The organism is Flammeovirgaceae bacterium SG7u.111 (assembly GCA_034044135.1).
Classification (GTDB): Bacteria; Bacteroidota; Bacteroidia; order Cytophagales; family Flammeovirgaceae.
On record CP139021.1, the window covers coordinates 126,011 to 138,968 of the forward strand.

Genomic DNA, 12,958 nt, shown 5'->3' on the forward strand with positions numbered 1-12,958 from the left:
AAGTGTTACCTTAGCGTTAATATTCGGGTAAAACCTATGCTGTTTTTCAGGTAAGAAATGAGGTGTTCAGCAAGAATGTTTTGCCGAAATGCTACAGAACTGTTCTACGAATTGAATTGGTTCATGGTCTGCTGGATTCCTACAGAAGCAAAGGAAAGTATCATTTCGCAAGCTTTTTCCACATGTAGGCCAAGCTCGGCAAATTCTCCTTCGGAAAAAGGACTTAATACGTAATCGACCTGTTTGCCTCTAGAAAAATCATCGCCTATGCCGAAGCGCAGCCTTGGGTAGGCATTCGACCCTAAAATTTCTTCAATATTCTTCAAGCCATTATGCCCGGCACTTGCCCCTTTGGGTCGCATCCGCAGCGTACCGAAAGGTAATGCTAGGTCGTCCATGATTACGAGCGTATTGCTTACGGGGACTTTCAAGGTTTTCATCCAGTAATTTAGCGCCTTCCCGCTCAGGTTCATATACGTTGTAGGTTTTACCATGTAAATCCCCCTTCCCTTAAACTTAAAATCTGCTACGTTGGCAAGCCTATCCGAATCGAACTCCACACCTTTTTGCTTTGCCAATTCATCCAATACCATAAAACCGATGTTGTGTCTTGTATCGGCATATTCCTTCCCTATATTTCCTAGTCCTACAATAAGGTATTTCATATGGTTGTTTTTTTGCTTCGTTAAAAGCTGCAAAGATCAGCTTATCCTTATTTTCTACAAAATAACATTTTAAAAAGTATGAAATACTTTGGCTCTGATCTTGTCAGGAAATTTGATTTTTTAACTCAATTAGGGTTAAAAATTAATGCTGAGATAAAATAAAAGGTTTTGAGGTTCAGGATTTTTAAAGAATTTGCTTATCTTCAAATAGACTTGAAAACTAAGAGAAAATAGTGTTGTAGGAGTAGAGGTGAAATTTTCAAGAAAATAAAACAGAAGTTGGCCAATTTCTGTTGACAAATAAAATAGGGCTTACTAAAAAGTGGGTTTCACAACTCTCAAAATGATTCCCAACAAATTCGGCTATTGGTTTTGGCGTCCATTATGGTGAGTCCGGTAAAATGATTCTTCATTTGTAACTACGAGTAGTTCCTATGCTTTTGCTAGTAAATGCACTTTTTTTTATTTTGGCATATGTCATCACAGTGGCTTATATCATCTCCCGGACGGACTTTGGAAGAGGCTCGAACGACGATGGAAATGATAGTGGTGACGGTGGCTGGAACGATCCGCCCAAAGATCCTCCTTTCGACTTGCCTCCAGGCGTATTTATACTTCCCCCCGATGCCGATGACCCTTCTGTAAAGAGGAGGTCTTTGCTGGAAGACGAAAGTTTTGCTTAGGTTTAGGTGATAGAGGCTGGAGGTTAGAAGTTAGAAAAAGTTTTCTCCAATTATTTTTACACCCTCTCTTGCTCGCCCCTCAAACTAAAATCAATATCCATACTTATCTTTCCACAGCATCCTCAATCTTTTTCGCATTTCTTCTTCTCTTGGGTTTTTGCCTGGGTCGTAAATCACTTTTCCAGCCAGTTCTTTGGGTAAGAATTCCTGTTCGGCAAAGTTGTTTTCGTAGTTGTGCGAATATTTGTAGCCTTTTCCATAGCCCTGTTGCTTCATAAGCTTGGTTGGAGCATTGCGGATGGCAAGTGGAACTTGCAAGTTCCCCGTGTCTCTCACTACTTGTTGGGCTTTATTTATAGCCATGTACGCAGCATTGCTTTTGGGCGATGCTGCCAAATAAGTAGTGGCTTGAGAGAGAATAATCCGAGCTTCGGGGTAGCCTACAAACGTGACAGCTTGGAAGCAGTTGGTGGCAATGACCAAGGCGGTCGGGTTGGCATTTCCGATATCTTCCGAGGCGGCAATGAGCAGCCTGCGGGCAATAAATTTGGGATCTTCTCCGCCTTCTATCATCCTTGCCAAGTAATAAACAGCAGCATTTGGGTCGCTTCCTCGTATTGATTTTATAAATGCGGAAATAATATCGTAATGTTGTTCCCCCGTTTTGTCATAAAGTACAGTTTTCCGTTGGGCAGTGTTCAATACAATTTCATCTGTGATTTCCACTTCCTCACTTTCTTCCTCATCTGCTACCATTTCCAGTAAATTGAGCACTTTTCGGGCATCTCCGTCAGAAAGGTTGATGAGCGCTTCTGTTTCTGCCAACGTAATTTTTTTCTGTTGAAGGAAAGGGTCAATGGTTATAGCTTGCTTCATCAGCCCAATCAGCTCGCTTTTGTCGAGGTGCTTGAGGGTGTACACTTGGCAGCGGGAAATAAGTGCTGAGTTTACCTCGAAGGAAGGGTTTTCGGTGGTAGCACCCAGCAGGGTTATATATCCTTTTTCCACAGCTCCCAACAGCGCATCTTGCTGGCTTTTGTTGAAGCGGTGGATTTCATCTATAAATAGTACCGTATTGTACTGGTTTTGCGCTTTGGCAATTACCTCCCTCACTTCTTTTACCCCTGCACTCACTGCGCTTAGGGTAAAGAAAGGGCGTTTCATTTGGTTGGCAATGATGTTGGCAAGGGTAGTTTTACCCACGCCAGGAGGACCCCAAAATATCATGGAGACCAAGGTGTTCCCTTCCACCATTTTCCTAATTACACCCCGCTCGCCCACAAGGTGCTTTTGCCCTATAAAAGTATCGAACGAGGAAGGACGAATCCGCTCCGAAAGAGGTGGTCTGTTGGCTTTCATAGGTCAAATATAAATAGAAAAGCACAGGTTTTATGTCCTTAACTTATAGCGGGTTTCATATTGAATTCATATTCAGGTGATACCTTGTCCAAAACCACAACCTATGAACGAACACTCCTGATTTTACTGTTTTATACAACAGGAATAGCAGCGTATGCGCAAAATTCGGCTGATTCCACCAGTCTTTTGCAAAGCTTGTATTCAGAAACTTTTGCAAAAGACAGCAACCCTTATGCATCGAAAAAATGCTACGAGACCATTAAAGGTTGGAGGATATATACAGTTTAGGTACAATAGTTTTAAAACGAATCCGAATCTTGAATGCGAGCAGTGTGACCCTATATATGGAGGAAAAAGTTTGAATTGGATGCCCGAAGTCAAGATACTAAAGAGTTTGAAATAGACCCAGAATGGCATCCTAATAATGTTTTTGAACTCGCAGTGATGCTGATAGGAAAACTTCTTACACCACAGAACCGATGAACTTTCAAGTAGAGCACATGATTCGGTTTCAGGCACAAATGAATTATTAATTGAGTTTTTCGACTTTGTGATGTTTTAAGTATTACATTTTTTAGGCATAGTGTCATGAAGACTTAATTAGATCATGTTTAAAAATTTTAAATAGGCATTTTTTTGATCCTATTAAGTATTATTTGGCAGTTTTGCCATAAAACCCAAGCTTCTTGGCTTTTGGTAGTTTTTTCATAGTCTTTGGACAGCCTCCGGAAGAAATTGAACGTGCCGAATGTCCTCTCGGTGACCCATCTCCACTTGATGGGCACAAAGCCCCTGGGGGTTGGGGGACAAGAGGATATCTCGACCTCTACGCCCCTTATGTTGTCCTCTACCCATCCGGTGAACTTCTTTTTATAGGCCTGGTCTGCCAGGATCTTTTCCATCCTGTGCAGGTAGCCCAAGAGGGGCTCCACCACCCGTTGCCCTATCGTGCCGTCATGCTCGTTGGCGCCAGTGGCGACCACTCCCCATACCAGCCCGAGCGTATCGGTGATGACGTGCCTTTTTCTCCCGTTCACCTTCTTGTTGCCGTCCAGCCCCGTGTCCTGCCCGATAAAAGGCGCGCACTTTACCGACTGGCTATCAATGGAAAGCATGCTCGGGGTCGCCTTCTTGCCCTTCCTCTTGCGCTCTAGTTGGTTGAGTGCCGCGTTCAGCCGAAAAAGCGTGTTGTCCCCCTGCCACTTGCGGAAATAATAGTATACCACATTCCAAGGAGGGCGTCCCTCGCCCGAGAGGCTGCGCCACTGCTGTCCGCTGCGCATGCAGTACAAGATCGAGTCCACCACGTCCCTGAGGTCATATTTGCGTTTCCTTTCCACGGGAAGATATTCTTTTATATATTGCCATTGCCGGGAGGTCAAGCGGGTATATCCTGTTTCCATAAACTTTGTTGTTTCGTCACTACAAAGTTTTAGCCTGCCCGGCTCTTTTCAAAATTTAAACATGCTCTTAACTAGAGTCCTTAAAAAAAATAACATCGTCTATTTATTTAATTAAACATAATTAATCAATACTCTACTACGTTCTAAGCAAAAGTACCGACTGTAACTTAATAAACTGTAAAATATTCATTGTTATGCTTAGAAAGTTAAAAATCTCAACTCGCTTGTGGATTTTGAATGGGCTCATGATCGTTATTGCGTTCCTTTCTTTTCTGATTTTTTATGTCAATCTTGAAAGAATAAAATCATACAGCTCCGATATGCTGTATGATGAAATGCTGCAACTGAAAAAGCAAAAAATTCAAGCAGCCACTGTTGCGACAGCTAAAATCATAGAAAAACTATGTGAAAATATTTCTGACGAACAGGAGCAGTTGGCTATTATTAAAAATACGTTGTACGATATTCGGTACGATACAAGTAGCACCAGCTATTTTTCTGTATATAAAGGTTCTGTCATGCAAGTATTTCCCCCTTCTCCTGCATTTGAAGGTAAAGATTTGGGCGATTCTGCTGATAGTACTGGCGTGTTTTATATAAGAGATTTGGTGAAAAAGGTTAACTCGGGCGGAGGGTTTGTTCAGTTTTGGCTAGGAGGTGGTAGTAATTCGGCTATAAGGGAAGCTAGGTTAAAGCTCTTGTACGGAACCCCTATAAAAGGAACCCCTTACTGGATTGGAAATGGTTTTTATATAGACAATATTCTCAATGCAAAAGAAGAGCTCCAGCTAGAGCTGGGCGATGTCCAGAAAACATCATTCTTCTCTATTGTACTTGGTGTAGGTTTCTTTTTGGCTTTTGTAGTAATGCCTATTAGTTGGCAAGTGAGGAAAAGTATTACCCAGCCAATCGCCTATCTTTCCGAGCAGCTTCAGTCACTAGGGAAGGGGTTGAAGGTAGATCTGATCAGTTCAGATAATAAACATGAAATTGGGCTTATTACCGAATCGGTCAACCAAGTGATTCAAGAAAAGAACAGGGCTGCAGATTTTGCCTCGGCCATAGGTGAAGAGAATTTTGATTTTGAATACGAAAAGCAAAGTGAGGACGATGTGTTAGGTATTTCTTTGATGGCTATGCGTGATAACCTAAAAGAGCATAGAAATGCAGAAGCGGCAAGGCATTGGAAAAACGATGGTTTGGCACTGTTTTCTTCAATTACACATTCCCAAGTAGATGACCTTGGAGTACTTGGGAAAAAATTGATCTCAGAAATTGTTAAGTATATTGGAGCGAACCAGGGGTGTATTTATCGAGTTCCGCAAGATGGTGAGAAGGTGATGGAAAGGATGGCTACTTATGCTTGGGGGCGAGTGAAATATGTTAAGGAGGCAATTCTTCCAGGCGAAGGGCTCGTAGGGCAGGCATGGCTTGAAAAAGAACCAACTTATTTGGAAGAAATTCCCGACGAGTACTTGATTATAAAATCGGGGCTTGGTGAAGCTTGCCCAAAAATGATTTATATTCTTCCGCTTATTAGCAATGATGAGGTTCAGGGGATGCTGGAAATAGCCTCGTTCAAAAAATTGAATGAAATAGAGAAAAGCTTTTTGGAAAGCCTTGCAGAGAGCTTGGGCGCATGGCTGTGGTCGATCAGCAATACAGAAAAAACTAAAGCGCTTTTGGAAGAAAGCCAGCACCTCTCGGCCACGCTTCAGGCAGGAGAAGAGGAAATTCGCCAAAATATGGAAGAGCTTCAGGCTACCCACGAAGAGATGCGAAGACGTGAAGAGTCTTACAAGAGGCAAATAGAAGAATTGAAGGCTGAAAAAGCCGTCTAATTATACTTCATGCCATTTTGCCACTTATTCTTTCATAAAAAAGGATAAGGGGCTTTTTTGTGGATAATAATTTTGCTTTAGGGCGAAAGCCAGAAAAATAACCCAATCCCTCTCGTTTGCATACAAATACCTTCTCTTTGAAAAGGAATTGTCCTAAGTTTGTTCTTTGAAATTTCAATCAGCTTATGCTTACAAAAAGAATAATTCCTTGCCTCGATATAAAAGACGGGCAAACGGTGAAGGGGATCAACTTTGTGAACCTTATAAGTGCGGGTGATCCGGTAGAGCTTGCCGAAATTTACAGTGAATCGGGTGCGGATGAGTTGGTGTTTTTGGACATTACTGCTACGGTAGAAAAGCGTAAGACTTTGGTAGAGTTGGTTCGCCGAGTGGCGCAGAAAATCAGCATTCCATTTACCGTAGGTGGCGGTATCAGTACCAAAGAAGATGTTTCTGCTTTGCTCAATGCTGGTGCAGACAAGATTTCCATCAATTCTTCGGCAGTTAAAAATCCTGATTTGGTAAATGAGCTTGCTGGGGAGTTTGGCTCGCAGTGCGTAGTAGTTGCTATCGATTCCCGATATGTGGAAGGGGAGCATATTGTGCATGTGAAAGGAGGGCGCGAACCTACTGAGTTACGGACGATCCCTTGGGCAAAAGAGGTGGAAGAAAGAGGGGCTGGTGAGATTTTGCTTACTTCGATGGACCATGACGGTACTAAAAATGGTTTTGCCATAGAGCTTACCGGATACCTGACCAAAAACTTGAACATTCCTGTAATAGCCTCGGGTGGAGCAGGAAATATGGAGCATTTTGTAGATATTTTTGAAAACAACGATGCGGATGCGGCGCTTGCTGCTAGCATTTTCCACTTCAAGGAAATTGGTATTCCAGATTTGAAAAGTTATTTGAATAAGAAAAATGTTGCTGTAAGGCTATAATATTAATGATGATGGAGATAGATTTTGAAAAAGGAGATGGGCTGGTGCCTGCGGTAGTGCAAGATTCGGTTACCAATAAGGTGCTGATGGTGGGGTATATGAATGCCGAAGCTTTGGAAAAAACGAAAGCAGAAGGAAAAACCACATTTTTTAGCCGCAGCAAGCAGAGGCTTTGGACAAAGGGCGAGACCTCGGGGAATTTCCTCTTTGCCGAAGAAGTTTTGGTCGATTGCGATAACGACACTGTTTTGGTAAAGGCTAAGCCAGTTGGTCCGGCTTGCCACACGGGAGCGGACACGTGCTTCAAAGAAGACAACGAAGGGAGAGGGGCATATTTGAACTACATTGCCTCGGTAATAAAATCGAGAAGGCAAGAAGGTTCTGACAAGTCTTATACTTCCAGCTTGTTCGATAAAGGAATCAATAAAATTGCACAAAAAGTTGGGGAAGAAGCGGTGGAGCTAGTGATAGAAGCCAAAGACGATGATAAAGATCTTTTCCTAAACGAATCGGCTGATTTGCTGTTCCACTTTTTGGTATTGCTCGAAGCCAAAGGCTACACCCTCGACGAGGTGATTGGCATATTGGAAGGAAGGCACAAGAAGTAGGGGATTGAGCATGAATTTTGGGTGTGGGTAATGAGAAGGGTTTTGATGTGAGAGGTACAGGTGAAATGCTTTGCCCCACCAAGTGCTCGTGCCAGCACGGAAAATGTAGAGCCAACGTATGCGTTGGCTTATGTTAGTATTTTACAAACAAACGAGTTTCAACCAGATGCAAGAATTATTTAAAACAAACTTGGGGAGGTTCAGGGTGTTGGCTTTTGCCGAAGGGGTATCATTTTTGGTCATCCTTTTTGTGACTATGCCCCTCAAATATTTATTTGACAACCCCATGCCCAACAAAGTTTTTGGGATGGTTCACGGGCTGCTTTTTGTGCTATACCTTGTTTGGGCATTGCAACTCAAGCTAGATGAGGGTTGGCCTATGAAAAAGCTTGGCTTGGCTATTTTGGCTTCAATCGTTCCTTTTGGTACTTTTTGGGCAGACAAACATCTTTTAAGGCCTAGAGCAGAAGAGGTTTGATAGAATTGGGCTAAATTAGCCCATATCTTATCTTCTTTAAACCAACTCTAAAACCTGCAAATGACCTTGGGAAGTATTTTTAAAGCCCCTACATCCACTTCCAGCAAGCAACATTGGGTAGCGTATATTGGCACTATCACTGCTATTACTTTTCTCATTATCCACCTTTCTTTTCTTCTCTACAAGAAACTCAACACTACTCAAATAGAAGAACTTATACCAGCATCTTCTGCTTTGGCACTTAAAATATGGTACACCGATTCTTTGTACCAAGAACTTGAACGCTCTTCTGCTATTCAGCACCTTTCCCACATTCCTGATTTTGGCAGTTTTGCCCAAAACTTCAGATTTTTGGATGGTTTGGTTCAAAATAATCCTTTTTTGAAGCAGACCTTGGCGGAATCGCCCTTGTATTTGAGTGTCCACCCGCACTCTACCCGCGACTTCGATTTGGTATATTACATGCCCCTTTTTACTTTCCCCCAAGCAGGCGACTGGTTCACCCCCACGCTACAGTTAATGCCGTTTCTTACAGAAAAACGGTTGTATGAGGGGCAGGAAATTATCGTTTTTAAAGACAAGGGCAAAACACCAATTTGGAATATTACCACCATAAAAGACCGCTTGGTGTTGAGTAAAAATAGTTCTTTGCTAGAAGAAGTAATTAGGCAATACAAAGAAGAAAGCTCGAATAGTTTTATAAAAACGGCTAGAAATAGCCAAGAAGAGGAGGGTGAGGCAGTAAAGGACTTTGAAATTTATTTTAATCCTCAGCATATGGGGGAGTTGTTGAGTTGTTTTTTGAATCAGCGCTCCGAATTGCCTCAGTGGCTTTCAGCTTTAGCTCCGCCATCGGTATTAGGAGCGGAAAGCCAGCAAAGTTATATTTCTTTTGAGGGGAGTCATTTTGAACAGCTAGAGGAATTGGAAGGGGTTTTTCATAACCTCCAACCTACATTTTCTGCAACTATGGCTGAGTTAATTCCTGCTAAGGCAAATTATTTTGTGCGTCTAGGTTTCGATGATGGAGAACAACTGAGGGATAACGTGTTGAGTTGGTTGGAAAAAAAACAGCCAGAGAAGTTTCAGAAATATAAGGAGCTTGCTAAAAGAGTACCTTTTGATACAGATGATTTTTTTGCGCTAGTTGAGAAAGAAGTGATTTTTTTTGAGCAGGATGAGGAAAATACCGATTCCCCAACACAAGTTTTGCTTTTTAACTCTACGCAAAAAGAAGAGCTACTAGAGCTTTTGTTTGATTTAGACCTAAAGCTTAGGCCTGAGGAATTGTTGCCTTTTAGTGAGAAGTACGGAGATTTTGAGATCAAAAGTATTGCCATGGCTAATTTTCCCCAACTGCTGAGCAGTATTTGGCATCCGGCCTGGGAAGAAACCTATTATGCTTTTTATAAGGAGCATTTGGTGCTTGCTGAAAACCCTCAGCACATCAAAAATTTGTTGGAGAGTTACAAAAAAAATCAGGTGCTCAGCCAACTGAAAGGCTATCAGGATTTTATTGATGCCGAACTGGATAAGCCGTCCAACCTTGCCTTGGGAATGTTGCCTAGCAATGTTTGGCAACCTTTTTTCTCTGAGTTAAAACCGAAATGGAAGCCCTTTTTTGAGAAATACAAGCGCTATTTTCTAAAGTTTGGCTACCTGTGGACAAGCTGGAGTGGGAACAAAGGAGGGAATTTGCATAGCGGAATGGTGACTTTTCGCCCGCCTCGGTCTGCTCCTGTGCAGGAGAGACTTTGGGAAGCGCCATTGGTTACCAATGCCCAAGAAAATTTGCACTTGCTCAAAAACCATTACTCTGGGCAAACAGATATTTTACTTCAAGACAAGTGGAATAATTTGTATCTATTTTCGAGCAGTGGCGAACAGTTGTTCAGGTCAAAAATGTATGGGAAAGTCAATGCGGATGTGAGGCAAATTGACCTTAGACATAATGGGGAATTGCAAATCTTACTTTCGTATGAGAACAAAATTTTTCTGATAGATAGGAAAGGGCGTTTTGTGAAAGGATACCCTCTATCACTTCCTCCTTATTTTAACACCCAGCATCTTTCGGTTATTGAATACAACAATTTTAAGAATTATCGCTTTTTGGCTACGGATAAGTTGGGAAATGCATTTGTGATTAGCCAATATGGCACGCCGCTCAATAATTGGTCGCCAAGGATGTTTTCTTATTCTTTTTCCCAAGCGGCAAGGGCTGTTCGGGTGGGGAACTTTGATGCCTATATTTTCTTATTGGAAAATGGTACGCTCAATGCGCTCAAAACAGATGCAAAGTCTTACCCCGAATTTCCACTGATATTTAATGTACCAACCAAAAATCCGCTTTTTGTAGTTCCAAAACAAGATTTTGAACATACCCAATTACAGTTGCTAGGCACTTCGGGAGAGCTGGTAAGTTGCAATATGAGGGGAAAGGTTTTAAAGCGGGCTCAACTCCCCAAAAAATACCCAGGAAGCAGGTTTGTCATGTGCATAGATCAGAACCTTGGGCAAAACTGGGTAGCAGCAAGGATGGAGGGGCGTGAGTTGACATTCATAAGCCCTGAAGGGAAATACATTTTTAGGACGTATATGAACAGAGAGGCAAAAGTGAGCACAAGCTACTATAAGTTTAGCCCTCACAATGAAATATTTGCTGTACATAATGCGACAGATAAAAAGTTGGTGCTTTTTTATAATAATGGGGAAAAAGTATTGGAAAAGCCATTGGCCGCTGAGCAAGTTGCGGGAATAGAATACCTGGAAAAGGATGATTTGTTTCTTGTGTATGTGACGAATGGAAAAATGTTGGAAGCTATTGCGGTAAAGAACCGCTAGTTTACCAGCTATACTTTTAGAGTCGAGAGTAAAAAAGCAAAGTTCTTGACTCGAACAATGAAATATACTTCTATTTTTGCGCAAAAATACGCACCTAAACCAGCGGCTTGCAATAGGTAATGTCGCTCAACTACCGTCTCAATTTAGCAAAAGCGATGAGTACTAACCATGTGATTTTAAATATCTGCCTGTACTTTTTAACCCTTTTTATAATCGCATACTTTACTGCAAGAGGGGCTACTACCAGTGTTTATTTCAATGCCGAAAAGAAAGCTCCTTGGTTTTTGGTAGCAATTGGTTCGGTAGGGGCATTCCTTTCGGGCTTCTTGTTTCTTAACATTCCAGGGTTTGTAGGAACCAATGATTTTAGTTATATACAGCGGGTTTTTGGCTATTTGGTAGGCTATAGTTTTGTCGCTACTATCCTTTTACCTCTTTTTTATAAGCTCAATGTGGTTTCCATTTACCAATATCTAGAAGAACGCCTAGGGTTTTGGTCACACAAAACGGGCTCGGTGTTTTTTATTCTGTCTAGGCTGATAGCCACAGCATTTATGGTGTATGTTTCCGCTAAGTCGGCTCAGAGCTATATGTTCGAAGAATTAGGGTTTAATTATGGGCTTACCGTGTTTATTGTGTTATTGGTTGTGCTGTTGTATTCTATGAGAGGGGGGATCAAAACAATTGTTTTTACCGATGTTTTCCACACTATTATTATTGTGTCTACCATTTCAGTCATTGCTTATTTAGTGATGGATAAATTGGGGGTAACGTTCAACGAGGCGATGGTTCAAGTGCAAGAGAGTGAATATTCTAAGGCATTTTTTTGGGACACGGGTGATCCAAGGCATTTTTTTACACAGTTTTTTGCCGGGGTCTTTATAGCGGTGGTGATGAATGGGCTCGACCAAGCTGTGATGCAAAAGCACCTTTCTTGCGCAACTGTTGCCGATGCCCAGAAAAATATGATATGGTTTAGTATTTTTTTGGTGATCATTAATATTGCTTTGCTTACGCTAGGTGCGTTACTCTATATTTATGCTGATGCCGAAGGGATGCAAATTCCTGCTTCGGGAAATGATTTTTATGTATTGGTGATCCAAGATCATTTGGGCAAGTTTACAGGATTGCTCTTTATGCTTGGGCTGATAGCAGCTACTTGTGCCAATGCAGATTCATCCATGATAGCCCTCACAAGTGCTTTTACTGTCGATTTTTTAGAGTTTACCAAGACAAAAACAGGCGAAGCAAAAAAGCGGATGAGGCGGATTCAGAGCCAGATTGTATTTGCCATCCTATTATTTTTGCTAGTAATTCTCTTCAATGCTTTTAAGAACAGGACTGTCGTCGACTCTATTTATACCATAGCCAGTTATACTTACGGTCCACTCATTGGGCTTTTTGCCTTCGGGATTTTTACCAAATGGAAAATCAAGGATCAGTTTGTGCCAGCTATTTGCGCTATCTCAACAGTTCTTTGTTATTTAATGGATTTTTTCTCTGAGTCATTATTTGGAGGATACCAGTTTGGCTATAATCTTTTGATGATCAACGGCGGGGTGACTTTTGTAGCATTGATGTTACTGATAAAAAAAGAAAAGCCAGATGAAGTAGCATTGGCAAATGATATGGGGAGGAGTTAATAAATTGAATTAACAGGACGCACAAGGTAATTTGTGTGAATACAGTGAATTATAAATCAAAAAAAACTTGAGTTTTATGTTTTTTTTGATTTAACTTTGCAAGTTTTTGCTACTAAAAGAAAATTTTGATTGAAAAATAGCAAAAAGAAAGTTGTAACAAAAGCTTTACATTAGCTAGCTTAGCCAATGGCCTTAATTACTAGAAAAATTAACAATAAATGTTACAAAAGTTCAAGTTCTTTTGTTGCATATAAAACTTTTTACAAAGACTTGCTGTTCTGGTTCTAGTTATGGTCACTCATGGGTGGCAAAATTTCCTGCCAATGTTAAAAAAAACGTACTATCTGCTTTTTTGGCAAAAAATCCTTAATGATTCCTGAACAAGGGAAACCTCAATATTAAGTCGTTTTTTTTATTATCCACTAACCAAACACAGAATTAAAGTAAAAAAATAAGAAAAAGCTTACAGCCCTGATTGGCAGAAGCTTTTGATAAA

Annotated in this window: 10 protein-coding genes; 7 read left to right on the top strand and 3 right to left on the bottom strand. The window is 41.2% G+C overall.

What is annotated here, in order from left to right:
- Window positions 1-104: 104 nt before the first annotated feature.
- Window positions 105-665: an aminoacyl-tRNA hydrolase gene (pth, locus tag R9C00_00575; GenBank protein WPO35944.1), complete on the bottom strand. Its 561-nt coding sequence runs from the start codon at window positions 663-665 to the stop codon at window positions 105-107.
- 434 nt (window positions 666-1,099) lie between these two features.
- Between pth and R9C00_00580 the strand changes: the two genes are divergently transcribed.
- The gene (locus R9C00_00580) at window positions 1,100-1,348 is read left to right on the top strand and encodes a hypothetical protein (GenBank protein ID WPO35945.1); all 249 of its coding nucleotides are present in this window, start codon (window positions 1,100-1,102) and stop codon (window positions 1,346-1,348) included.
- 90 nt (window positions 1,349-1,438) lie between these two features.
- On the opposite strand, the gene R9C00_00585 is transcribed toward R9C00_00580, so the two are convergent.
- Together R9C00_00585 and R9C00_00590 are read right to left on the bottom strand one after the other, a co-directional pair.
- Complete coding sequence (locus tag R9C00_00585; GenBank protein WPO35946.1) at window positions 1,439-2,707, bottom strand: replication-associated recombination protein A; 1,269 nt, start codon at window positions 2,705-2,707, stop codon at window positions 1,439-1,441.
- A gap of 620 nt (window positions 2,708-3,327) precedes the next feature.
- A complete protein-coding gene (locus tag R9C00_00590) occupies window positions 3,328-4,110 on the bottom strand; it encodes an IS5 family transposase (protein WPO35947.1) in 783 nt (260 codons plus the stop codon).
- Window positions 4,111-4,304: 194 nt separating this feature from the next.
- Between R9C00_00590 and R9C00_00595 the strand changes: the two genes are divergently transcribed.
- The 6 genes from R9C00_00595 to R9C00_00620 all read left to right on the top strand — a co-directional run bounded on the left by R9C00_00595 (window position 4,305) and on the right by R9C00_00620 (window position 12,462).
- Complete coding sequence (locus R9C00_00595) at window positions 4,305-5,951, top strand: cache domain-containing protein (GenBank protein ID WPO35948.1); 1,647 nt, start codon at window positions 4,305-4,307, stop codon at window positions 5,949-5,951.
- 185 nt (window positions 5,952-6,136) lie between these two features.
- Complete coding sequence (gene hisF, locus R9C00_00600) at window positions 6,137-6,892, top strand: imidazole glycerol phosphate synthase subunit HisF (GenBank protein ID WPO35949.1); 756 nt, start codon at window positions 6,137-6,139, stop codon at window positions 6,890-6,892.
- A gap of 5 nt (window positions 6,893-6,897) precedes the next feature.
- Window positions 6,898-7,500, top strand: a complete 603-nt coding sequence (gene hisIE / locus R9C00_00605; protein WPO35950.1) for a bifunctional phosphoribosyl-AMP cyclohydrolase/phosphoribosyl-ATP diphosphatase HisIE — start codon at window positions 6,898-6,900, stop codon at window positions 7,498-7,500.
- A gap of 166 nt (window positions 7,501-7,666) precedes the next feature.
- Entirely contained in the window at window positions 7,667-7,978 is a 312-nt protein-coding gene (locus R9C00_00610) for a DUF3817 domain-containing protein (GenBank protein WPO35951.1), read from the top strand.
- Between the two features lie 60 nt (window positions 7,979-8,038).
- Window positions 8,039-10,819, top strand: coding sequence for a hypothetical protein (locus R9C00_00615; GenBank protein WPO35952.1), 2,781 nt, complete (start codon window positions 8,039-8,041; stop codon window positions 10,817-10,819).
- A 155-nt stretch (window positions 10,820-10,974) separates the two neighbouring features.
- The gene (locus R9C00_00620) at window positions 10,975-12,462 is read left to right on the top strand and encodes a sodium:solute symporter (protein ID WPO35953.1); all 1,488 of its coding nucleotides are present in this window, start codon (window positions 10,975-10,977) and stop codon (window positions 12,460-12,462) included.
- Window positions 12,463-12,958: the final 496 nt, after the last annotated feature.